We start from the raw sequence: 24428 nt of genomic DNA on the forward strand, positions 1-24428 counted from the left end.
TTTAAAAAATATCTTTTAAAAACTCTGGTAGTCCATCAGGATTGATCCATAGACCACTTTTTCCACCTTCTTTAATTAATAATTTCACATTATCAATTCTAAGATGTGGGTTTACAATTTTACTAAGATCATAGATTGTAATTAATGCAGCATTAACTCCCATAATAGCTTCCATTTCAACACCAGTTTTTGCAACAGCTGACACAACACAAAAAACCTCTAAAGAGCTATCATCTTCATGCATGATAATTTTTGTTGCAGTATGATCTATTGGAAGTGGGTGACATAATGGAATTAATTCACTAGTTTTTTTAACACCTAAAATTGCTGAAACTTCAGCTAAAGTGATCGGATCACCTTTAGGCATTTCTTTATTTCTAATTAGATTAAAAACTTCTTTTCCTACATAAATTTTACCAGAAGCTAACGCTCTTCTAAATGTTTCTTTTTTTGATGAAACATCAATCATGTTAAAAGAATTTTTTTTAAAAATTTCTTTAGCCCAGTCTTTTAATTTTTCTTCGTTTATCACTTTTAAGTTTGCCATTTATCCTCCAGTACTAGATAAATTTGGAGTAATTCCAGTATCTCCAAGTTCTAAATAATGTGACTCTTTTTTAAGATGCAATTGTTTTATGATAAGATCTACAAGTTCATCTTTTTGAGCATCATCTTGCAATAAATGCCTGATGCTAATTCCGGTATTACCAAACAAACATAATCTTAAATCACCTCTAGAGGTAACTCTTAATCTATTACAAGTTTGGCAAAAATCTTTAGTATAAGGAGCAATTAATCCAAATTTACCCTTAAAATTTGGATGTATAAAATTTAATGAAGGACCCGCATCTTTCCCATAAGTTTGCGGTATCCAGTTATTTTTCTCTAAATAATCTTTGAATAATTTAGAGGAAACATGATTTTTTTTAAAATATTCTAAATTATCACCAGTTTGCATCAATTCTATAAATCTAAAATCAATATTGTTATCTTTTATGAAATTTCCAAATTTTTTAAACTCTTCATGGGTATCATTAATACCTTTGAGTAAAACGGCATTAATTTTTATATTTTTAAAATCTAGTTTTTGTAAAATCTTTATGCCTTCTAAAATTTCATTAAGCCTGTCATGTCCTGTTAGTTTTTTAAAAGTTTCTCTATTTAAACTGTCAATACTAATATTTATTCCATCTAAACCAGCTTCAAATAATTGTTCTGCAATTTTGTCCAAACGATAACCATTAGTTGTCATTGTTACTTTGGGTATATTGGAATTTTGCTTCATATCTTTTAAGATATCAAAAAAGTCTTTTCTAACTGTTGGTTCTCCACCGGTTAATCTAATTTTACAAACACCTAATTCAGACAATGCTTTTGTTAATCTGGATATTTCTTGAGCAGACATAAAACTTCTCGTGTCTCCAGGCGTTTTTTTATAACCTTGTGGCAAACAGTAGGAGCACTTATAATTACAGACGTCTGTGATCGATAGTCTTATGTAGGGAAATTTTCTTCCAAAAGTATCACTTAGTAATTTCATCTTATATTTATTATATTATATTATAATAATAATATATGAGCAAAATTATTACCAAATCGGAACTGGATCTATTTAAAAAAGACGGAGCTGTCTTAATCAAAGGTAAATTTGATAACGCATGGATTGAAAAGTTAAAAAAAGGAATCAAAAAAGGTAAAGAAAGTCCTAGTCCAAGATTTGTAAATCATACAAAAGATCAAAAATTACCAGGATATTATGAGGATTTTTGGACCTGGAATTTACATGAAGAATTCAAAGATTTTATATTTAATTCACCAACTCCAAAAATTGCAGCAGAACTTTTAGAAGCACAAAAGATTAACTTAGTGATGGATAATTGGTTTTTCAGGGAAGCTGGGTCGAAGTCATCACCACCTTTTCATCATGATATATCATATTTCGATTTTGAAGGATCTATGTGTGTATTGTGGTTACCACTTGAACCAATAAAAAAAGAGGATGGTATAGCATGGGTTAAAGGTTCACATTTATGGGATAAATTATTCCTAAGAACGCGGTTTAATGACGGCCATGAAGTTGATGGTGAACCAGGGATTGTTAATGGAAAAAAATATGAATTAACTCCTAACATATTAGAAAATAAAGATAATTATGAATTTCTACAATGGGATCTGGAAGTTGGTGACTGTATTTATTTTGATATTAGAACACTACATGGAGGATTAAATACTGTCACACCCAAAAAAGATATTCATAGATACACACTAAGAATGGCAAAAGAAAATTCTAGAATTATTTATAGAGGAGATTGGGCCAGAGAAGAAAGAGTTATTATGGAAGATAATGGTTATAAAAATGGTGATGATTTATCTGGAAAAATGTTTCCAACTTTATTTGAAACTAGCTAACTTCAAGCTTTTTACACTGGAAGTTAACATAAATAATTAACCAGCAGGTTTGTAGCCAGCCATAGCTTTAGCGGCAATCTCGGCAGCTTTATTCATATTCATCTCTTCAAGAATAACCATATTCTCTACTGTTCCGCTTGCTTCCACAGCTAATTTTATACCAGCAAAATTTTCATAAGGCATATCTCCTGAAGTGACAGCAACGAAATCATAAGGACCTCTCGTAATATAAAAAGATTCAAATTTCCCTCCTACTGCTTCAGTTAATGCTTTTACCGCAGTTGATCTATCTTGCTTAGGGTCCTTCATAAAACCTTGGAAGGCCTTTGCTGTATAATTACCCATTACAATATATTTTTTCATAACTTTCTCCTTTATTAATTTGTAAGATCTAATCATATTTGTTAAAAATTTAAAAATTTATTTTTTAAAAATCAACTCAAGGTTTAGCAAATTATGTACGAAAAATTTGGACAATTTATCGATGGCAATTGGTCGCCCTCTTCTAACAAGGAAACTTATAAAGTTATCAATCCTGCAACAGAAGAAGTTTTAGGCCACGCTTCAAAAGCAACACCTGTTGATGTGGATAGAGCATTAAAATCTGCAGAAAAGGGATTAGCTATTTGGAGAAAAACTCCACCATGGCAAAGAGCTTATACGCTTAGAAAAATTGCTGACATGGTAAGAGAAAAAAAAGATGTACTTGCTAAATGGATGACTTTAGAAAATGGAAAACCTTTAGCAGAAGGTGTTGGTGAAACGAATGGTGCTGCAGATATTTTTGAATGGAATGCTGAAGAGACAAAAAGAATTTATGGACAAATTGTAGAAAGTAGATTTGAAGACACGAGAGTGCATGTTTATTATCAACCGATTGGAGTAGTGGCTGCTTTGTCACCTTGGAATTTTCCACTTGTATTAGCTGCTAGAAAAATTTCTACAGCATTAGCTGCGGGCTGTTCAGTAATTATCAAGCCAGACACAATTACACCAGGTGTGGTTATGGAATTAGTCGATATTTGTAGGGAATGCGGAATACCCGCTGGTGTAGTTAATCTTTTGTCAGGTGATCCACCTGCAATTGCGTCACAATTAATTTCATCTGATATTATTAAAAAAATCTCAGTTACAGGCTCAACTAGAGTTGGTAAAATAATTTTAAAACAAGCTGCAGATAAATTACAAAGAGTAACAATGGAGTTAAGTGGTCATTCTCCTTTCATTGTATTTGATGATGCTGATTTAAATAAAGCAACGGACATAGCTATTGCTGCTAAATTTAGAAATAATGGTCAAGTTTGTATTTCACCTAATAGATTTTACATTCAGGAAAGTAAAAAAGATGAGTTCGTTGGTTTATTTATTGAAAAAACTAAAAAACTTAAGATTGGTAATGGTATGGATCCAGATACACAACTAGGACCGTTAACAACGCAAAAAAGACTAAATGAAGTTGAAGAGCTAGTTGAAAAAACGAAACAAGAAGGAGCTAAAGTTTTATTGGGAGGTAAGAGGCCTGCAGGATTTAATAAAGGTTTTTATTATGAGCCAACTGTTTTTGATGATGTTAAAGATGACTTTACGATCATGAAACAAGAACCATTTGGGCCATTAGTTCCAATGCTGTCATTTAAATCTTTTGATGAAGTTATTGAAAGAGCAAATGATAATGATTTAGGTCTTTGTAGTTATATTTGTACTAATTCAATGGATAAAGCTTATAGAGCCTCTGAATTAATGGAAGCAGGCATTGCTTGTGTGAATACTGGTGTTGTAGCAGTTGCAGAAGCTCCATTTGGTGGAATAAAACAAACTGGCTATGGTAGAGAAGGTGGCTCTAACGCAATTAAAGATTATCTAAATGTTAAATATACTCATATGGGTATTAAGGGCTAGTAAATAAGGTTGAATTAAATAAATCCTAAATTAAAAGTTTTATTTATGAATAATTATAATTTAAAGGGTAGAAAAGCAATAGTAACAGGTGGCGCACAAGGTTTTGGTTTTGCAATTACAAAAAGATTTTTAGAATCTGGTGCTGAAGTTATAATTTGGGATATTGATCAAAAAGCTGTTGATGAAGCATTAAAAGAGCTTTCATCTGAAAAATGTAGCCATCAAATAGTTGATGTCACTAACTTCGGTGACATAACAAAAAATATTGAACTAAGTACTAAAGAAAAAAATGTAGATATTTTTGTAAATAATGCGGGTATGGCCGGTAAAAATACACAAGTTTGGAATTATCCAAATGATGAATGGTTAAAAGTAATGAACTTAGATTTAAATTCAGTCTTTTATTGCTGTAAAGCAATAGCACCTCACATGATTAAGAATAATTATGGAAGAATAGTAAATATTGCATCTATTGCAGGAAAAGAGGGTAATCCGAATGCTAGTGCATATAGCACCGCAAAAGCGGGTGTTATAGGACTTACAAAATCGTTAGGTAAAGAATTAGCTGATAAAAATATTGCCGTTAATGCTGTAACGCCAGCAGCAGCTAAGACTAGAATTTTCGATCAAATGACTGAGGAACATATAAATTATATGCTCTCTAAAATTCCAAGAAATAGATTTGCTAAAGTTGATGAGTTAGCGTCATTAGTTACTTGGTTAGCTGCAGAAGAGAATTCTTTTTCAACTGCTGCAGTTTTTGATTTAAGTGGTGGAAGAGCAACTTATTAAGTTATGCAAATTGGATTTGACGTTGGTGCCACAAAAATAGAAAGTGTCATTTTAAAAGATAACGGTGAAGAAGTTGACAGAAGTAGAAGAGACTGTCCAAAAGATTACCTTTCAATAGTTCAAACCATAAAAGATGTTGTAGTTGAGCTAGAAAAAAAACATAATAAAACATTACCAGTTGGTGTATGTCATCCAGGCGTTCATTCTCCACAAACAGGACTAGTTAAAAATGCGCCTAACTGTGTTTGGATTGAAAAACAACCTTTTCAAAAAAGTCTTCGTGAAGCTCTAAATAGAGAAGTTTTTTGTGAAAATGATGGAAATTGTTTTGCATTATCTGAAGCAATAGATGGTGCTGGCAAACATTATAAAATTGTATATGGAATTATTCTTGGATCTGGTGCGGGAGGTGGATTGGTTATAGATAAACAGATTGTTTCAGGACCTAATGGTGTTGCTGGGGAATGGGGTCACAATCAGCTACCATTTATGGCTGCCCAAAAAGAGGAGCTTAAGACATTAAATCTAAGAGATGCAGAGGTTGAAAGTTTTGTATCAGGATTAGGGTTGGCTAAAAGATTTAATAAAAAGTATAAAAAAAATTTGAAAGCTAATGAAATATTTGAACTCTATAGAAGACATGAATTAGATGCAGAAAAAATGATAGAGGAATTTAAGACTAATCTTGCAATGTCTTTAGCTACTATAGTTAATATTCTTGACCCAGATGTTTTTATATTTGGTGGTGGTGTTACAAATGAAATAGATTTTTTTGATGAGATAGAAAACTTAACTAAAAAATATGTTATAGGCAAAGAATATGAAGGTGTTTTCTTAAAACCCAAATATGGAGATGCCAGTGGAGTTAGGGGTGCGGCAAGATTAGGTAGAAAATCAAGCTATTAAATTTTATATCTATTAAAAAGTGAAAAAATTTTTTTTATAAAATTTTTTATTCAAATAAAACATAGTTTAATTTAAAAATAATTAAATCAATCTTAGGTTGTAGAAAAAGTTTTTTGTTTAGGTTTTTTTGTTTTTTTAATAAGTTAATTTTTTAAATTAATTAATCGATTAATTATATTAACTAAAAAGAGGAAAATAAAATGAAAATGAAGAAACTGATAGTTGCTTTAATAGCTCTAGCTCTTACTCCAAGTGTTTCATTTGCAGCACCTAAGGCTGAGGTATTGCACTGGTGGACAGGTGGTGGTGAAGCAAAAGCTTTAAAAGTATTACAAGATGAGTTTGCTGCACAAAATGGAGTTTGGTTAGACATGCCTGTTTCTGGTGGTGGTGGAGATGCAGCAATGCAAACACTAAAAGCTAGAATAGTTGCTAACGATGCACCAGCAGCAGCTCAAATTAAAGGTCCTACAATTCAAGAGTACGATGAAGAGGGTGTAGTTGCACCTTACAACATTGATGCTGTTGCAAAAAAAGAGGGTTGGGACAATCTTTTAAGTAAGCAAGTTGCTAGTCATATGAAATGTGATGATGGTAAAGCGTATTGTGCTGCACCTGTAAACATTCACAGAATTGACTGGATCTGGGCTAATAAAAAAGTTCTAGATTCTAATGGTATTAAAATGCCTTCTACTTGGGCAGAGTTTAATGCTGCTGCGGATAAACTACAAGCAAATGGAATTATTCCTTTAGCTCATGGTAGTCAACCTTGGCAAGATGCAACAGTATTTGAAGCTGTAGCTCTTGGTGTCGGTGGTAATGATTTCTACAGAAAAGCTTTTGTAGATTTAGATGCTGCTACGTTAGGTGGATCAACTATGACTAAAGTGTTTGATCAAATGAGAAAACTTAAAGGTTACACTGATGCTGGTTCTCCAGGTAGAGACTGGAACGTTGCTACTGGTATGGTAATGGAAGGCAAAGCTGCTTTTCAAATCATGGGTGATTGGGCAAAAGGTGAATTTGCTGCTAACAACATGGCACCAGGAAAAGATTATATCTGTGCGCCAACTCCATCTAACAATGGATATCTTTACAATGTAGACTCATTTATTTTCTACAAAGTTAAAGGTAAAGATAAAGTTGAAGGTCAAAAACTACTTGCTAGCTTAATGATGGGAAAAAACTTCCAAAAAGTTTTCAACATCTATAAAGGTTCGATACCTGCAAGATTAGATGTTTCTATGGATGAGTTTGATATGTGTGCTAAAAAATCAAACGCAGACTTAAAAACTGCTGGTTCTAAGGGTGGATTACTACCAAGTTTTGCTCACGGTATGGCATTAAGACTTGCACAAAAAGGTGCTATTCAAGATGTAGTTACTGAGCATTTCAATTCAAATATGTCTTCATCTGATGCTGCTAAAAAACTAGCTGCAGCAGTTAAGGCTTCGCTATAATAAAAAAAAGTACGTTAAAATCTGCGCTTTCATAAAAATGATAGCGCAGATCTAATTAAAAATATGTTTTGGTTAAAAAAAAATTTACCTAAATTAGTTCTAGTACCATCACTTGGAATTTTATCTTGGTTTGTGTATGGTTTTATTTTTTGGACGATTTATATTTCTTTTACAAAATCTAAGATGCTACCAAGGTACGAAATTTGGGGGATAGATCAGTATATTAGATTATGGAATATGCCAAGATGGCATGTAGCAGTTGAAAATTTACTAATATTTACAGTGTTATTTATAATCTTATGTATTGCTATTGGAATTCTTCTTTCAATATTACTGGACCAAAAGATTAGAGCAGAAGGTTTTTTAAGAACAATTTATTTATACCCTATGGCTTTATCGTTCATAGTGACAGGAACAGCTTGGAAATGGGTTCTAAATCCAACACTAGGCATTGAAAAGTTTGTTAATGATATGGGTTTTGAAACCTTTAAATTTGATTGGTTAGTAACACCAGAAATGTCAATCTACACGATAGTAATAGCCGGTGTATGGCAATCTTCCGGATTTATTATGGCAATTTTTTTAGCAGGCCTGAGATCGGTTGATGATGAAATTATTAAAGCTGCAAAAATAGATGGTGCAGGAATTTTTTCAATTTATAGTAAAATTATTCTTCCAATGATGAGACCAGTTTTTATGAGTGCAATAGTAATTTTGGTTCATTTATCAATCAAGAGTTATGATTTAATTATAGCACTAACCTCAGGTGGGCCAGGAATTTCATCAGATATGCCCGCAGTGTTTATGACTGCTATGGCTTTTCATAGAAGTGAAGTGGGACTAGCATCTGCAAGTGCGATAATGATGTTTTTAACAGTATCTGCAATTGTTGTGCCGTATTTGTATTCAGAATTAAAGAGGGAAAATGCAAGATAAAGAAAAATTAAATCTTAATAGATTAGAAGCAAATTCTAAAAGAAAAAATATTATCTATAGATGGATTTTATATTTTATATTAGGAATTTTTGTATTTTATTATTTAACTCCACTATATGTAATGATTGTAACATCATTTAAAACTATGCCAGAAATTAGACAGGGTAATTTATTTTCTTTACCAGAATCTATTAAGTTTGATGCTTGGAAACAGGCCTGGGATGGAGCTGGATTTACAGGAGGTGATGTTGTTCTTAAACCTTATTTTTGGAATTCTATTAAGTTAGTAGTCCCAGCAGTTATAATATCAACTTTACTTGGAGCTATTAACGGTTACGCTTTAACAAAATGGAGATTTAAAGGAGATTCATATATATTTCTATTATTTTTATTTGGAACTTTTATACCCTATCAAGCAATATTATTACCAATGGCTAGAACTCTAGGTGTCCTAGGAATGTCAAATTCAATAAGTGGGCTAATATTAGTTCATGTAGTATATGGAGTTTGTTTTACAACATTATTCTGCAGAAATTATTATGTATCTATTTCAGATGAAATGGTAAGAGCTGCAAGAATTGATGGAGCAGGATTCTTTAAAATATTTTTTAAAATTATCCTACCAATTTCTATTCCTATACTAGTTGTAACTGTCATTTGGCAATTCACACAAGTATGGAATGATTTTTTATTTGGAGCTACTTTTTCATTTGGGGAAGCAGCACCAATTCAAGTAGCCCTTAATAATTTGGTATTAACAAGTACAGCTGTCAAAAGATATAACGTAGATATGGCAGCAGCAATTATTACAGGTGTTCCAACATTAATAGTTTATATTCTTGCTGGAAATTATTTTATTAAAGGACTAACAGCAGGATCAGTGAAAGGATAATATGGCAACTTTAAAAATTAATGACATCAATAAAAACTTTGGAAAAACTGAAGTTTTAAAAGGAATTAATCTAGATATTAAACACGGTGAATTTCTTGTACTTTTAGGACCATCTGGGTGTGGAAAATCTACATTGTTAAATACAATTGCAGGTCTAGAAACATCCAATAGCGGGGATATTTTGATAGACGATCATAATGTAAATAATATGGAGCCAAGTGATAGAGATATTGCTTTAGTGTTCCAGTCTTATGCTCTTTATCCAGCAATGACTGTTAGAAAAAACGTTACCTTTGGACTGGAACAAAGAAAAACTCCAAAAGAAAAAATAGAAAAAGCATTAAATGATGTTTCTAATTTATTACAAATAACACAACTGTTAGACAGAAAACCATCTCAATTATCTGGTGGTCAACGTCAACGGGTTGCAATGGGTAGAGCGTTAGTAAGAGACCCCAAAATTTTTCTATTTGATGAACCGTTATCAAATCTTGATGCAAAATTAAGAGTTGAAATGAGAAGAGAAATAAAAAAACTACATCAAAAACTTGGAACTACAATAGTTTATGTTACACATGATCAAACGGAAGCTATGAGCTTAGGTACAAATATTGCAATTATGGATCATGGATTAATTCAACAATGTGATACACCTAAAAATATTTACAATAAACCTGAAAGTGTCTTTGTTGCAGATTTTATTGGATCTCCATCAATGAATTTGATTGAAGGTAAATTAAAGAAACATGATAATAATATTATTTTTATGCCCAATGGTTCAAATGATAGTATTAAAATACCAGTTGGGAACTACTCTTTTAAAAATAAATTTGAAAACACTGAACTAACTACTTATTTAGGAATTAGACCAGAACACATTTACTTTGATAAAATTAATCCTGATTGTTTTGAAATTGATTTAAAGTCGGAGCTTTTAGAATACACAGGTCATGAGCAAATAGTAACGTTTGATTATCTTGGACAACAAGTTCTTGGTAAGTTTGCATCTACATTTGATATAGAAATAAATAAAGAATTAAAATTAAATATTGATACATCTCAAATTTCTTTATTTGATAAAGATTCAAAAAAGAGGATTTAAATGACAGCTATTTATGAAGATTTAAAAAATAAAAGAGTTTTTGTAACTGGAGGCGGTTCTGGTATTGGTGCCTCTATCGTAGAGCATTTCTGTGAACAAGGTTCAGAAGTATATTTTATAGATATAAATGAGAAAGCATCAAATAAATTAGTTTTAGAATGTAAAAATAAAAATTTTTCTGTTCCTACTTTTATAAAGTGTGACCTATTAAATATAAAAGATTTACAAAATACTATATCAAAAATTATTGATAATAATGGAGCAATCGATGTTTTGGTAAATAATGCAGCAAATGATGAGAGACATTCTATCGATGAAGTAACTGAGGAATTTTGGAACGAAAGAATGAATATTAATTTAAGACATTATTTTTTTACAGTTCAGTCAGTTAAAAAAGCAATGATAGCAAATAAAAGTGGCTCCATTATAAATATTGGGTCTGTTTCATGGATGATTGGACAAGGTGGAATGGCTGCTTATACTGCTGCTAAATCTGGCGTTGTGGGTTTAACGAGATCTTTTGCAAGAGACCTTGGTGAGTTTGATATAAGAGTAAATTCAGTAGTTCCTGGTTGGGTGATGACAGAGAGACAAGTTGAGAAATGGTTAACACCTGAGTCTGAGGCAGATATGTTAAAAAAACAGTGTTTAAAACATAAGTTAATGCCCTCAGATATAGCTAAAACAGTTCTATTTTTTGGTTCTGATGCTTCATCTGGATGTACTAATCAAGATTATGTAGTCGATAAAGGTTGGTTATAATAAAATTCACAAAAATGAAAAAAAAAGAATTAAGAAGCAAACAGTGGTTTGATAATCCAAATGATCCAGCTCTTACTGCTCTATATTTAGAAAGATATCTAAATTATGGAATGACAAGACAAGAATTGCAATCTGGAAAGCCTATAATCGGAATTGCTCAATCTGGTAGTGATCTATCACCATGTAATAGACATTTTCAAGAATTAAGTAGTAGAATTAAGGATGGGATTAGACAGGCGGGAGGAATACCCATTGAATTCCCAACTCATCCTATTCAAGAAACAGGTAAAAGGCCTACAGCTGGTTTGGATAGAAACTTATCTTACTTGTCTTTAGTAGAAGTTTTATTTGGCTATCCTATAGATGGAGTAATTTTAACAACTGGTTGTGATAAAACTACGCCAGCAGCATTAATGGCTGCGGCAACTGTAAATATACCAGCAATAGTTTTATCAGGTGGTCCGATGCTTGATGGAAGTTATAAAGGAAAAAAAGTAGGTTCTGGAACTGTAGTTTGGGAAGCGAGAAAACTGCACGCAAAAGGAGAAATTACATATGATGAATTTATGGACATGGTTGCTGCATCAGCACCAAGCATAGGTCATTGTAATACAATGGGAACAGCTTCATCTATGAACTCTATTGCAGAAGCATTAGGAATGTCTTTAACAGGCTGTGCGGTTATACCTGCTCCATACAGGGAAAGATCACAAATTTCATTTGAAACAGGAAAAAGAATTGTTGATATGGTTCATGAAGATTTAACACCTTCAAAAATCATGACTAAAGAAGCATTCGAAAATGCAATATTAGTTGCAAGTGCAATAGGAGCTTCAAGTAATTGTCCACCACATCTCACAGCAATAGCAAGACATATGGGTTTAGAATTAGATATAGAAAATTGGCAAACAATAGGTCACGATATCCCATTACTTGTAAATTGTCAGCCAGCTGGCGAACATTTGATGGAAAGATTTTATAGAGCAGGAGGGGTTCCTGCAATTATGCAAGAATTATTAAAAAATAATAAATTACACAAAAACGTACTTACAGTATCAGGGAAAACTGTAGAAGAAAATTTAAAGATTAAAATAGATGTAGATAGTGATGTTATTAAATCATTTGAAAATCCACTAGTAGAAAATGCAGGTTATATCGTTATGAGAAGTAATTTTTTTAGTTCTGCTGTTATGAAAACATCAGTTATTAGTGATGAGTTTAGAAAAAGATATTTATCAGATCCAAAAAATAAAAATGTATTTGAAGCTAATGCCGTAGTATTTGAAGGACCAGAGGATTACCATTCAAGAATAAACGACGAAAAGTTAAATATAGATGAAAAATCAATTTTGATGATTAGAGGCTGTGGACCCGTAGGTTATCCAGGTTCCGCTGAAGTTGTAAATATGCAGCCACCAGATAGATTATTGAAAAAAGGGATTAACACTCTTCCAACATTAGGAGATGGCAGACAAAGTGGCACTTCAGAAAGTCCATCTATTTTGAATGTTTCACCAGAATCGGCTATTGGTGGGGATTTATTGATAGTTCAAACAGGAGATAAAATTAAGATTGATCTTAACAATAGAAGAATTGACTTATTAGTATCAGAGACTGAGATCTCAGATAGAAAAAAAAATACCAAGATCCCAGTATTAACAAACCAAACACCATGGCAGGAAATTTCCAGAAAAATGGTAGGTCAATTAGAAACGGGTGCTTGCCTAGAAACTGAATCTTTATATTTAGATATAACAAACACAAAAGGGATGCCCAGGCATTCACATTAAAAAGGAAAAACATGAGCAATCGACTAGAAGGTAAAAATATTATTGTAACAGCTGCAGGCCAGGGAATTGGTAAAGCAACGGCTATAGCACTTCATAATGAAGGAGCAAATGTAACTGCAACAGATTTAAATAATAAAACTTTAGCTGAATTAAATAAAGAATATCCTAAAATTAAAGTTCAAACTTTAGATTCAACAGACAATAATGCTATTTCAGAATTTATGAAAAGTGTTGATAAAGTTGATGTTTTATTCAACGCAGTAGGTTTTGTTCATCATGGAACTATTCTAGAATGTGAAGAAAAAGATTGGGATTTTTCTTTTGATGTAAATGTCAAATCTATGTATCAAATGTGTAAAGCAATTTTACCTTTAATGGTTAAGCAAAATGGTGGAAGTATAATTAACGTTTCGTCATGCGCCTCTAGCCTTAAAGGTTTTCCAAATAGATTTGTTTACGGAACTACAAAAGGAGCAGTAATTGGCTTAACTAAATCAATAGCTGCAGATTTTGTAAAACAAAATATTAGATGCAATTCTATTGCACCAGGAACAGTATTTTCACCTTCTTGGCAAGATAGAGTTAATCAAAGCCCGGACCCGGTACAAGCAAAGAAAGATTTTATAGCAAGACAACCAATGGGAAGACTAGGAACAGCAGAAGAAATAGCTGCTGTAGCAGTTTATTTAGCTGGAGACGATGCAACATTTACTACAGGAACAACAATTTCTGTTGATGGTGGAATTTCAATTTAATAAATTAAGAAAAGGTAAATTATGAAACTATTAAGAGTAGGTGTTAAAGGAAAAGAAAAACCAGCAGCATTAGATAAAAATGGAAAATTTAGAGATTTAAGTTCTCATATTACTGATTTAAATTCAGATACTGTAAATTTTGAAACTATTAAAAAATTAGAAAGTATAGATTTAGAAAGTTTAACTGAAATTTCAAATTCTGAGAGAATAGGAGCTTGTATTAATAAGCCAGGAAAGTTTGTAGCAATTGGTTTAAATTATTCTGACCATGCAGCAGAATCTGGTATGGATGCTCCATCAGAACCTATTGTATTCATGAAAGCGACAAGCTCAATTAATGGTCCTAACGATGATATTGAAATTTCAAAAGATTCAAAAGAGCTTGATTGGGAAGTAGAATTGGGAATAATTATCGGAAAAGACACTAAAAATATTAGTGAAAAAGAGGCTGAAAATCACATTCTTGGATATTGTTTAGTAAACGATGTGAGTGAAAGAGAATGGCAACTTAAAAAAATGGGACAATGGGTTAAAGGAAAATCACATGATACTTATGGACCAATTGGACCTTATTTAGTTACCAAGAATGAAATCTCCGACATTAACAGTCTTAATTTAAGCTTAGATGTTAATGGGCAAAGAATGCAAACTGGAAACACAGATAAAATGATTTTTAATGTGTTCTTTATTGTTTCATATTTAAGTAAGTACATGACGTTACAAGCGGGTGATATCATTACGACTGGAACACCTCCAGGAGTAGGTATGGGAAAAAAACCACAGGTATTTTTAAAAGCAGGTGACACAATTAGATTATCAATTGATAATTTAGGTGAACAAAACTCAAAAGTTGTAGCTGAATAATTTGAATATCATAACTTCAAAGCCCAAAGTTATATGGAATTCGAAAACAATATTAGGTGAAGGCACCTTATGGGTGCCATCACATAATTCAATTTACTTTGTTGATATTAAGAAAAAAAAGATTTTTACTTTAAATGTTAAAACTAATAAAAGAAGAATTATAAAGATTAATAAAGAAATTGGGTTTCTAGCTCACATTAAAAAAGATATCTTTATACTTGGTTTACAATCAGAGCTTAGAATTGTTAATCTAAAAAATAAAGAAACTATTAGATCTATTCCAATTGAAGAAGACAAACCTCTAAATAGAATAAATGATGGAAAAATTGATCCTGAAGGTAGATTGTGGTTTGGTACTATGGATAATCTTGAGAGAAACATTAAAAATGGATCTTTATATTGCTTAGATAAAAAACTTAATATTCATAAAGTCGATACAAAATACTATATTACAAATGGTCCTGCTTTTATTAACTCTGAAAACTTCTTACATACTGATAGTCGAAGTAAAACAATTTATAAAATTAGAATAAATAAAAAACACAAGATAATTAAAAAGACAAAATTTTTAAAATTTTCAAAAATAGATGGCTCACCCGATGGAATGACAATTGATTCAAAAAAAAATGTTTGGATTTGTCATTATGGTGGAGCATGTATTTCTGTTTATAATTCAAGAGGTAAAAAAATTCACAAAATTGAATTACCAGCAAAAAATATTACTAATTGTACGTTTGGTGGATTGAGTAATAATGAAATTTATATATCAACTGCCTTAAAGGGTATGACTAAAAATGAAATTAAGAAATATAAACTTTCAGGCTCTTTTTTTAAAATTAAAACAAATGTTAAGGGGATTAAGTCAAAATCCTTTAAAATATAAAAATTACAAAGTGATTAAGTGTAGTTTAAAAATATTATAGGATATAATAAATCATATGCAGAATATTAGCTTTATTGGAATTGGTCTTATGGGGTTTCCAATGGCAAAAAACCTTCTTAAATCAGGCTTTAACTTAAGAGCTTATAATAGATCTCAAGATAAAGCAGATAGATTAAAAGAATTTGGAGCAGAAATATCCACATCCATCAAAGACGTTGTTACAAATTCTGATGTAATTATTACGATGCTTACAGATGATGCTGCAGTAGAAAAGGTAATGGGCAGTGATGAATTTATATCTAATATTAAAGAGGGAGCGACTGTAATTGATATGAGCTCAGTTAACCCCGTTATTACAAAAAAATATTTTAAGATTTTAAAAGAAAAAAATATTAATTATTTAGATGCACCTGTATCTGGCGGAACAATTGGTGCAGAAGAAGCCTCTCTTGCTATTATGGTAGGCGGTGATGAAGAAACATTTAAACAATGTTATGATCTTCTTAAAATATTAGGCAACCCAACTTTAGTTGGACCTGTTTCCTCTGGTCAAATTTCAAAACTAGCAAATCAAATAATTGTTGGTGTTACCATTGGAGCTGTAGCAGAAGCTGTTACATTATGTGAGAAATCAGGCACTAACCCAAATAAAATGATTGAAGCTTTATCAGGGGGTTGGGCTGATAGTAAAATATTGCAAACTCATGGAAAAAGAATGATCAACAAAGATTTTACCCCAAAAGGAAAAACTACAACACAACTAAAAGATATGACTAACATTATTAATGCTGGAAAAGCAGCTGAAACTCATTTGCCTATTTCTAGTTTAGTTAAAGAAATGTATAAAGATTTAGTAGCAGATGGTCAGGGAAATACAGATCATAGCTCTTTATATAAAGCAATAGAAAAAATAAATAAAAAATGAAATTTTTAAGAATTGGAAAGGCAGGTCAAGAAATTCCTGTAGCACTAGATAGAAATGGAAAATATAGAAATCTATCATCGATTATTAAAGATTTAAATTCAAAAACTATTAATTTTGAAACTTTAGATAAAATTAAAGATATAAATTTAGAGAACCTGGAAGAGGTAAATCAAAATGAAAGAATAGGGTCTTGTATTTCTAAACCAGGAAATTTTTTTGCAATTGGCTTAAATTATGTTGAGCATGCAAAAGAAACAGGAGCAAAAACACCTGACAACCCAGTTCTATTTAATAAGTCAGTTCATTCTATAGTTGGACCAAACGATAATGTGATTATTCCTAAGACTTCAAAAAAATTAGATCATGAAGTTGAAATTGCTTTTGTCATAGGAAAAAAAGCAAAAAGAGTTTTAGAAAAAGATGCACAAGATTATATTTTTGGTTATTGTATTTGTAACGATATCAGCGAACGTGAATGGCAAAAAGAAAAAGGAGGTCAGTGGGTAAAGGGTAAATCTGGTGATACATTTGGACCTTTAGGACCTTATTTGGTGACCAAAGATGAAATTCAAGACGTTAATAATTTAAATTTAACGCTAGATGTTAATGGTCACAGACATCAAACAGGTAACACCAATCAGATGATTTTCAATTTTAACTTTTTGGTAGCTCATATTACAAGTTTTATAACGTTAATGCCTGGTGATATAGTTACAACTGGCACCCCTCCTGGAGTTGGTCTTGGAATGGATCCTCCTGTTTTTCTTAGGGAAGGTGACGAGATGAGACTAAATGTTGATAGTTTGGGTGTGCAAAATTCTAAAGTTATTCTAGAACAATAATTAAGTAAGATGATTAAAAGAGACCTTTATTACGAAAGAATTCCGACAAAATCACTAAGAGAAGATGTTAGATATCTAGGTGATGTTTTAGGTAGGGTAATTAAAAAACAAGAGGGGCCAAGTTTCTTTAAATTAGTAGAAGATACGAGATTACTTTCCAAGGCAAATTTAGCCAATAAGCACGTCAAAGATCCCTTTAAAAATATTTTAAATAAAATTAAAAATCTAAACCCTGAAAATACCTTTAAGTTAGCAAGGGCTTTTAATCATTTCATGAACTTTATAAATCTGTCAGAAACTACAGATGCATCAAGAAAACTTGATGAATATGAAAATAATAAAAAAAACAGTAATAAAAATATTTTTATTGAAGAAATATTTGAAAAACTTTTTAAAGATAAAAAGATTACCAATAAAAAAATTTATGATGTTGCAAAAAAACTAAATATTGGAATTGTTTTAACAGCACACCCAACAGAAGTTAAAAGAAGAACACTAATACAAAAATATAACAAAATTATAAAAATTTTAGAACAAAGAGATTTATATAAAAAAAATCTATCAAAATTAAAAACCTTAGATAAAGATTTATATAATGAAATAACCATTATATGGAACACTGATGAGCTTAAAAGATCGAAACCTACACCGTCTGAAGAAGCAAGATGGGGATTGGCAGTAATAGAAGACAGTCTTTGGGACTCTATTCCCAAAGTATATAGAAGACTAAATAACATCTTTCTTAAAAATATGGGAAAATCACTTCCTAGAAACTTTAATCCAATTGAATTTGGATCATGGATGGGTGGTGATAGAGACGGCAATCCAAATGTTACAGCAGAAGTTACTAGCGAAGCCTTACTTTTATCTAGATGGGAAGCTGCAAAACTATATGAAAAACAATTAACGAATTTAATACGTTCATTGTCTATGAAAAAGTGCTCTACACAAATATTAAATATAACAGGTAAAACATTTGAACCCTATAGGGTTTTTTTAAGACCATTGAGGGACAAATTACGAGCAACACATATTTTGATAAAAGAACATCTGGTTAATAAAGAACCATTGGATCATAAAAAACTTTTATCTAATACTGGTGAAATTTTAACACCTCTTAGAGTTGTAAGAGACTCACTAATCCAAAACCAAAGTGAAAATATTGCTGAAGGTGATTTACTGGACTTAATTAGAAGGGCTAGATGTTTTGGAATTAATTTAGCTAAATTAGATATTAGACAAGAATCATCAAGACATACCAAATTAATCTCAGAAATTGTAAAAAAGAAATACAATAAAGACTATTTTTTATGGAATGAAAGTGAAAAACTTGCTTTTCTTTCTTCAAGAATTAAAAGTAAAAAAAATTTAATAAAAAATTCTTTACTTAAAAACAAAGAAAATAAAGAAGTTTGGTCTACATTTAATGTACTTGTTGATCAACCTAAAGAATGTTTGGGTGCTTACGTTATCTCAATGACTTCAGCGGCATCAGATATATTATCTGTTGCCTATTTGCAAAAAGAAGCCAAAATTGTCAATAAATTAAGAGTAGTTCCTTTATTTGAAACTTTGGATGATTTGAGAAATGCCAAATCAATAATGAACAGTTTATTTTCGTTGCCTTGGTATAGAAAATCGATCAATTATAAACAAGAAATTATGATTGGTTATTCAGACTCGAGTAAAGATGCTGGTAAATTATCTGCTAGTTGGCATCAATATAAATTACAAGATGAAATTTTGAAATTGGCCAAGAAGTATAAAATTGACATTACTTTTTTTCATGGACGAGGTGGATCTGCAGGGCGTGGTGGAGGACCAATTCAAGCAACATTAAAATCACAGCCAGCAAATTCAGTTAATGGAAAAATTAGAATTACAGACCAAGGTGAGGTTATCCAACAAAAATATGGTTATGAACCATTAGCAAAATATAATTTATGTAGTTATATAGGTGCGGTGGTTCAAGCAACATTAAACCCTCCATCAGAACCTAAGGTAAAATGGAAACAATTAATTGAAAAAATGTCAGAAATTTCTATGAAATCTTACAGAAGTAACATTAATGAAAAATCAGATTTTATAAGATATTTTAGAACTGTAACCCCTCACAAAGCTTTGGGTAAACTTTCAATTGGTTCTAGACCTTCAAAAAGAAAAAATGTTGATAACATACAAAGTTTAAGAGCTATCCCTTGGGTTTTTGCATGGACACAAATTAGATTATTTTTACCTGCATGGCTTGGCACAACAGAAGCGTTAAATTATGCGTCATCCAAGGTATTTAAAAAAACATTAGTAGATATGGAAAAAAACTGGCCTTTTTTTAATTCAACAATGGATATTTTAGATATGGTAATTTCTAAAGTTGATCCAGAAATATCAAAAGTATATGAAAACCAACTAGCAGATAAAAAGCTTAAAATAGTAGGAAAAAAGTTAAGATTGCAATTTGAAACATTAAAAAGATTAAATAAAGTAATCACGCCATCTCAAATAAGAAAACAAAGAAAGGTATTTAGAACATCTGTTATTATTAGAAATATCTATTCTGAGGTGTTACACATAACTCAATCAATAGTTATGAATAAACTTACATTAAAAAAATTAAATAAAAATAAAAAACAATATCTTGATGATGCGTTAATGACTTCTATTGCTGGTATATCTGCAGCCATGAAAAACACAGGGTAATATGATTGAATTAATTATAGCTTTTGGGGCTGGTTTAATCAGCTTTTTGTCTCCATGTGTCTTACCCTTAATACCTGGTTATGTTTCCTTTATTACTGGCAGTACATTAAGTGAAATTCTAGAAAAAAAGAAAATTGATTTATTACCGTTGATAGTTTTTTCATTAGGGTTTTCTTTTGTATTTATTATCTTTGGTGCAACTGCTTCTTTTTTGGGGCAAATTCTTTTACAAAATTCTCAAATTTTAAGAATTATTGCTGGAGTTATAATAATCATATTTTCTCTTCAATTAATTGGTGTTTTAAATATTAAATTTCTTAACATTGAAAAGAAATTTTATACAAAAAAATCAAATAATATTTTCTTTATATTTATTGTGGGAATGGCATTTGGCTTTGGATGGACACCATGTATTGGGCCTATTTTAGGGTCGATACTTGCCTTAGCCTCTACAGAAGAAACTATTTACAAAGCAATTTTACTTTTAAGTTTTTACTCACTTGGGTTAGCGATACCTTTTATTTTATCAGGTTATTTGATGCAAAAGTTTTTATTATTTTCAAAAAACTTCAAAAAAAATATTAATTTAGTCACAAAAGGTGGTGGTATAATACTTTTAATTACAGGAATTTTAATTTTAACAAATCAATTACAAGTTCTTGGCTACTATATTTTAAACTATTTACCCTTTTTGCAAAACTTCGGTTAATAGGTTAATAACAATCTATACTTATGAAAATTTATCAAATTGACTCAAGTGCCAGAAAAGAAGGATCAAGTTCAAGAGCATTAGCAAAAAAATTATTAAATAAAATCAAAAAACCAGGCGATGAAGTAATTTATAGAGATTTAGATGACGATATGCTTTTTGTTAGTGGTTTAACTGAGTCTGGAATGAAGATTGCAGAAAAAGACCAAACTGAAGAGCATAAAAAAATGTTTGAACTATCAGATAAACTTGTAAGTGAATTAAAAGAAAGTGATATCATTATAATTTCAGCGCCAATTTATAACTATGGCCCTCCAGCAACTCTTAAAGCTTGGTGTGATCTAGCAGCAAGAATTGGTGAAACTTTCAAGTTTAAACCTAATGGGAGAAGAGAGGGATTACTTAAAAATAAACAAGCTTATTTAGTAATTACTTCAGGTGGAACTAAATTAAATAGCTCAGAGGATTTTTTAACTCCATGGTTAAAATTTATATTAAATTTCTTTGGAATTGAAAAAGTTGAAGTAATAAGTGCTGATCAAATGGCGTTAGATTATGAGAAATCAATTAAAGAAGCTGAAAAACAAATTGAAAATATAATTTAATGAATTTATTAAATAAAAAGGATTACAAGTTATATTCTAACTTTCTAAATACCTTAGCAAAAGACTTAAATAAATTTTATTTTTCAAAACTTAATAAAACTTTCATGATATCTAACAAACTTAAAGGTAAAGGCTATGACCCAGTAACAACATCTGACAAAGCATTTGAAAAATTTATTAGATTAAAGATAAAAAAAAAATTTCCAAGTCATCAAGTTATAGGTGAAGAGTTTGGTCACAAAAAATCAACTAGTGATTACACATGGGTCATAGACCCAATTGATGGAACAAGATCATTTGTAATAGGCAATCCAACATGGAGTAATTTGATATCTTTAAATTTTAAAGGTATACCCGTTATTGGTTTAGCAAACTTTCCAATACTAAATAAATATTATTTAAATTTTGATAATAAAAATTCTTTTGTTTTTGAAAAGGGTAAAAAAAGAAAAATCTCTGTTTCAAAAAATATACCATTTAGTACGATAAAAGTATCAGGAGCATTTCATGGAGCGGTCTCTCTTAAACAACAAATGAAAATTCCAAAAGTTTTAAAATTAATGCAATTTCCAACTGCAGACGCATTAAGTTACTCCCATTTATGTGAGGGGAAAATTGATGTTGTCTTTCAGGCTACTAATAAAATTTGGGATATTCACCCATTGATGCCAATTATAAAAGCTGCAGGAGGTATTGTTTCAACATGGGATAATAGAGACGCAGTTAATGCTGGAAATATTTTAGTTTCAGCTAATCAATCTATTCATAATAAAATGCTTAAGCTTTTAAAACCAGTTTCAAAATAAATGCATACAAGAACTAAAAAGATATTAGATTTTTGGTTTAAAGAAACCCCACCAAAAAAAAGATTTCAAAGACATAAAGATTTTGATGCGCTAATAAAAAAGAATTTTTTAAAAGATTATGAGTTAGCAGGTTCAAATGAGTATGATGATTGGCAAGATAGTCCCCTTGGTTCTTTAGCTCTAGTTATTTTATTTGATCAATTTTCAAGAAATATGTTTAGAGATGATCCGAAAGCTTTTATCCAAGATCATAAAGCAAGGTTGATAGTTAACGATTCTGTTTATGCAGGCTTTTTAGATGAAATGGATCAAGATCAAAGATTGTTTATGATATTACCACTAATTCACAGTGAAGAGATCACAGATCATGATATGGCCTATTATCTACTAGATAAATTCTTAAAAGATCATCCAGGTTTAATCTCTATAAAAAAATCTTGGAAAGATCACACCTTAGTAATAAAGAAATTTCATAGATATCCTCATCGAAACTTAGTGTTAGTTAGAAAATCTACTCCTGAGGAAATAGAGTTTCTAGCTCAACCAAATTCATCCTGGTAAAATGTTCACTAAATGAACAAATAAAATAAGCTATTCAATCTCTGCATTGCTGTAGTGACAATAAGTCATTTTAATATCTTAAAGTGCCGTCTATAAGGAGCCTACAAAATTCAAAAATTAACATTATCTTCTCTCTCTATTAGATAGTTAATATTAGCTTCCCTCGAAAGAGGGAAGTTTCTTATTGTTAATATCCCCACTGAATAATATAAATTTTAAATGAATTTCAAATTTGTTTATAAAATATGTACCAAATCTGAATGGCATGAAATTAAGAGCAAAGGTCAATTAACAGGTTCTAAAAAAGATTTGGAAGATGGCTATATTCATTTTTCAGGTGATGATCAAGTTGCCGGAACTCTTAAAAAATTTTACCAAAACCAAAAAGATTTAATTTTATTAAAGGTAGATACTTTAAAACTAGATCATTTAGTTTGGGAACAAGCATCAGATGGAAATATGTTTCCACATTTATATTCACCACTAGATATTTCTAATGTAGTAAATGAATTTGATATTACTTTAGATGATGAAGGCAATCATGTGTTGCCAAATATTTTTTGACCGCTTTTTTTTTAAGGGGGTCACCCTTTCGGTAAACTCCAAAAGAGTTCCCCTATAAGTCAGCGGTTTACGCTAAAATCTATAATAATAGATTTTTTATTTTCTATGGTCTTATCTAGTCTTTGATTATTTAATCACACCAGTTATGTGTCAGGTGGTGATAAATTCATAATCATCCTCCTTTATTGATATTCATATATTAGCATTTTTGAATACTCTATTCAAAATATTTATTTCACTTTATGTTAAATATATTTATTGAATGCAACCTAGCAAAACTGTAGGATTTCGATAATTTTAGAAATTCTTCTAACTAATTTTATTTAAATAATTTTATTAATTATTACCTAAAAGATTTACCATTAGTACACCCACAATAATAAAACATAAACCAACTATCGAATAAAGATTTGGAACTTGATTATATTTGATTATGCCAACACCTACAGTTGAGATAATCGCAAGACCCGCAAATGATGCGTAAGTAATTCCCATTGGAATATTTTTCATCACCATTGATAAGGCATACATGCATAAAACTATAGTAATTGCCGTAATAATACTTGGAACAAGTAGAGTAAAACCTTCAGCACTTTTTGCAAAACTATTTGAAGCAACACCTAGTACTACTGCTAAAGCTAGAAATAAGTAGGAAGTTGTCATATTCATTAATTAGTTTTTCCCATTGTATTTAATAATATAACACCAATAATAATTAAAGATATTCCAAGAACAGCATAAAGGTTTGGTGTTTGATTATATTTCACAACACCAAAAATTGTTACAGCAGTAATAGTGAGCCCCCCGTAAGTAGCATAAGTAAAGCCAACGGGTATAATGGTCATTGCCTTAGATAAACAAAAGATACATGCAACAATTGTAATAATGCAAAAAAGAGTAGGGTAAATATTTGTAAAGCCCTCTGTAGCTTTTAAGAAACCATTAGAGGAAATACCAAGTATTATTGCTAACACTAGAAATATGTAACCACTAGCAAGATTCATCTAAATATCTTAAATGAAATATTGTTAGAGGTATATAATTATTTAGATATTACCACCAACCCATTACGCGACCATTACCAGCTATAATCAATAGGCAAGTTAGGACATGAAGTAGAATCCAAAATGTTCTAAAGGCTAATGCTTTTTTAACATCGTTTTGTTTTATAGGTAAAAATTCAGGTTTGTCTTTGTCATTAATACCTATGGGCATCCCAACTGTTCTTGCCCAAATTTTTAACCAACGTCTTTGACCAGTCATAATTTT

General features: G+C 30.8%; 27 protein-coding genes. 21 read left to right on the plus strand and 6 right to left on the minus strand.

The features are described 5' to 3' along the window. Position 1 precedes the first annotated feature (1 nt). Positions 2-547 carry a cyclic pyranopterin monophosphate synthase MoaC gene (gene moaC, locus AC5SL4_RS01845; RefSeq protein WP_011281925.1) on the minus strand — a complete coding sequence of 182 codons (546 nt, stop codon included), beginning with the start codon at positions 545-547 and terminating at the stop codon, positions 2-4. After that, complete coding sequence (gene moaA / locus AC5SL4_RS01850; protein ID WP_011281926.1) at positions 548-1540, minus strand: GTP 3',8-cyclase MoaA; 993 nt, start codon at positions 1538-1540, stop codon at positions 548-550. A 35-nt stretch (positions 1541-1575) separates the two neighbouring features. Between moaA and AC5SL4_RS01855 the strand changes: the two genes are divergently transcribed. Further along, entirely contained in the window at positions 1576-2409 is an 834-nt protein-coding gene (locus AC5SL4_RS01855; protein ID WP_011281927.1) for a phytanoyl-CoA dioxygenase family protein, read from the plus strand. Between the two features lie 36 nt (positions 2410-2445). On the opposite strand, the gene AC5SL4_RS01860 is transcribed toward AC5SL4_RS01855, so the two are convergent. Next, positions 2446-2808: a GYD domain-containing protein gene (locus tag AC5SL4_RS01860; RefSeq protein ID WP_236608312.1), complete on the minus strand. Its 363-nt coding sequence runs from the start codon at positions 2806-2808 to the stop codon at positions 2446-2448. A gap of 57 nt (positions 2809-2865) precedes the next feature. Here AC5SL4_RS01860 and AC5SL4_RS01865 point away from each other — a divergent pair, with 57 nt between their 5' ends. The 20 genes from AC5SL4_RS01865 (at position 2866) to AC5SL4_RS01960 (ending at position 23159) form a co-directional block, all read left to right on the plus strand. Further along, positions 2866-4308 (plus strand): NAD-dependent succinate-semialdehyde dehydrogenase, encoded by a 1443-nt coding sequence (locus AC5SL4_RS01865; RefSeq protein WP_011281929.1) that lies wholly within the window; start codon positions 2866-2868, stop codon positions 4306-4308. A gap of 45 nt (positions 4309-4353) precedes the next feature. Further along, complete coding sequence (locus AC5SL4_RS01870; RefSeq protein WP_494587498.1) at positions 4354-5100, plus strand: SDR family NAD(P)-dependent oxidoreductase; 747 nt, start codon at positions 4354-4356, stop codon at positions 5098-5100. A 3-nt stretch (positions 5101-5103) separates the two neighbouring features. Then, positions 5104-6006 (plus strand): ROK family protein, encoded by a 903-nt coding sequence (locus tag AC5SL4_RS01875; RefSeq protein ID WP_011281931.1) that lies wholly within the window; start codon positions 5104-5106, stop codon positions 6004-6006. Between the two features lie 200 nt (positions 6007-6206). Then, positions 6207-7466, plus strand: a complete 1260-nt coding sequence (locus AC5SL4_RS01880) for an ABC transporter substrate-binding protein (RefSeq protein WP_006997146.1) — start codon at positions 6207-6209, stop codon at positions 7464-7466. A 63-nt stretch (positions 7467-7529) separates the two neighbouring features. Continuing rightward, a complete protein-coding gene (locus AC5SL4_RS01885) occupies positions 7530-8402 on the plus strand; it encodes a carbohydrate ABC transporter permease (RefSeq protein WP_006997145.1) in 873 nt (290 codons plus the stop codon). Then, positions 8392-9294: a carbohydrate ABC transporter permease gene (locus tag AC5SL4_RS01890; protein ID WP_006997144.1), complete on the plus strand. Its 903-nt coding sequence runs from the start codon at positions 8392-8394 to the stop codon at positions 9292-9294. Before AC5SL4_RS01885 ends, AC5SL4_RS01890 begins: the two co-directional genes overlap by 11 nt. A 1-nt stretch (position 9295) precedes the next feature. Then, positions 9296-10396, plus strand: coding sequence for an ABC transporter ATP-binding protein (locus AC5SL4_RS01895; RefSeq protein ID WP_006997143.1), 1101 nt, complete (start codon positions 9296-9298; stop codon positions 10394-10396). Continuing rightward, entirely contained in the window at positions 10397-11158 is a 762-nt protein-coding gene (locus tag AC5SL4_RS01900) for an SDR family NAD(P)-dependent oxidoreductase (protein ID WP_006997142.1), read from the plus strand. Between the two features lie 14 nt (positions 11159-11172). Next, positions 11173-12948, plus strand: coding sequence for an IlvD/Edd family dehydratase (locus AC5SL4_RS01905; RefSeq protein ID WP_027306636.1), 1776 nt, complete (start codon positions 11173-11175; stop codon positions 12946-12948). Between the two features lie 11 nt (positions 12949-12959). Beyond that, complete coding sequence (locus tag AC5SL4_RS01910; RefSeq protein WP_011281933.1) at positions 12960-13703, plus strand: SDR family oxidoreductase; 744 nt, start codon at positions 12960-12962, stop codon at positions 13701-13703. A gap of 21 nt (positions 13704-13724) precedes the next feature. After that, a complete protein-coding gene (locus AC5SL4_RS01915; protein ID WP_006997139.1) occupies positions 13725-14567 on the plus strand; it encodes a fumarylacetoacetate hydrolase family protein in 843 nt (280 codons plus the stop codon). Between the two features lies 1 nt (position 14568). Then, a complete protein-coding gene (locus AC5SL4_RS01920) occupies positions 14569-15450 on the plus strand; it encodes an SMP-30/gluconolactonase/LRE family protein (protein ID WP_011281934.1) in 882 nt (293 codons plus the stop codon). A 55-nt stretch (positions 15451-15505) separates the two neighbouring features. Continuing rightward, entirely contained in the window at positions 15506-16375 is an 870-nt protein-coding gene (locus AC5SL4_RS01925) for an NAD(P)-dependent oxidoreductase (RefSeq protein WP_006997137.1), read from the plus strand. Next, entirely contained in the window at positions 16372-17217 is an 846-nt protein-coding gene (locus AC5SL4_RS01930) for a fumarylacetoacetate hydrolase family protein (RefSeq protein WP_494587499.1), read from the plus strand. The genes AC5SL4_RS01925 and AC5SL4_RS01930 overlap by 4 nt, the downstream gene beginning before the upstream one ends. A 9-nt stretch (positions 17218-17226) precedes the next feature. Further along, positions 17227-19914: a phosphoenolpyruvate carboxylase gene (gene ppc / locus AC5SL4_RS01935; protein WP_494587500.1), complete on the plus strand. Its 2688-nt coding sequence runs from the start codon at positions 17227-17229 to the stop codon at positions 19912-19914. Between the two features lies 1 nt (position 19915). After that, on the plus strand, positions 19916-20623 hold the full coding sequence (locus AC5SL4_RS01940) for a cytochrome c biogenesis CcdA family protein (protein ID WP_011281938.1): 708 nt from the start codon (positions 19916-19918) through the stop codon (positions 20621-20623). A 23-nt stretch (positions 20624-20646) separates the two neighbouring features. Continuing rightward, positions 20647-21228, plus strand: a complete 582-nt coding sequence (locus AC5SL4_RS01945) for an FMN-dependent NADH-azoreductase (protein ID WP_011281939.1) — start codon at positions 20647-20649, stop codon at positions 21226-21228. After that, a complete protein-coding gene (locus AC5SL4_RS01950) occupies positions 21228-22034 on the plus strand; it encodes an inositol monophosphatase family protein (protein WP_027306633.1) in 807 nt (268 codons plus the stop codon). The genes AC5SL4_RS01945 and AC5SL4_RS01950 overlap by 1 nt, the downstream gene beginning before the upstream one ends. After that, the gene (locus AC5SL4_RS01955) at positions 22035-22595 is read left to right on the plus strand and encodes a DUF924 family protein (protein WP_011281941.1); all 561 of its coding nucleotides are present in this window, start codon (positions 22035-22037) and stop codon (positions 22593-22595) included. Positions 22596-22814: 219 nt separating this feature from the next. After that, entirely contained in the window at positions 22815-23159 is a 345-nt protein-coding gene (locus AC5SL4_RS01960; protein ID WP_027306632.1) for a DUF952 domain-containing protein, read from the plus strand. 336 nt (positions 23160-23495) lie between these two features. Here AC5SL4_RS01960 and AC5SL4_RS01965 read toward each other — a convergent pair whose 3' ends face one another. The 3 genes from AC5SL4_RS01965 to AC5SL4_RS01975 are packed head-to-tail and all read right to left on the minus strand — an operon-like array spanning position 23496 to position 24422. After that, positions 23496-23822, minus strand: coding sequence for a DMT family transporter (locus tag AC5SL4_RS01965; protein WP_494575529.1), 327 nt, complete (start codon positions 23820-23822; stop codon positions 23496-23498). A gap of 5 nt (positions 23823-23827) precedes the next feature. Beyond that, on the minus strand, positions 23828-24163 hold the full coding sequence (locus AC5SL4_RS01970; RefSeq protein WP_027306631.1) for a DMT family transporter: 336 nt from the start codon (positions 24161-24163) through the stop codon (positions 23828-23830). Positions 24164-24212: 49 nt separating this feature from the next. Next, the gene (locus AC5SL4_RS01975; protein WP_027306630.1) at positions 24213-24422 is read right to left on the minus strand and encodes a hypothetical protein; all 210 of its coding nucleotides are present in this window, start codon (positions 24420-24422) and stop codon (positions 24213-24215) included. Positions 24423-24428: the final 6 nt, after the last annotated feature.

The organism is Candidatus Pelagibacter sp. PS_02 (assembly GCF_059418065.1).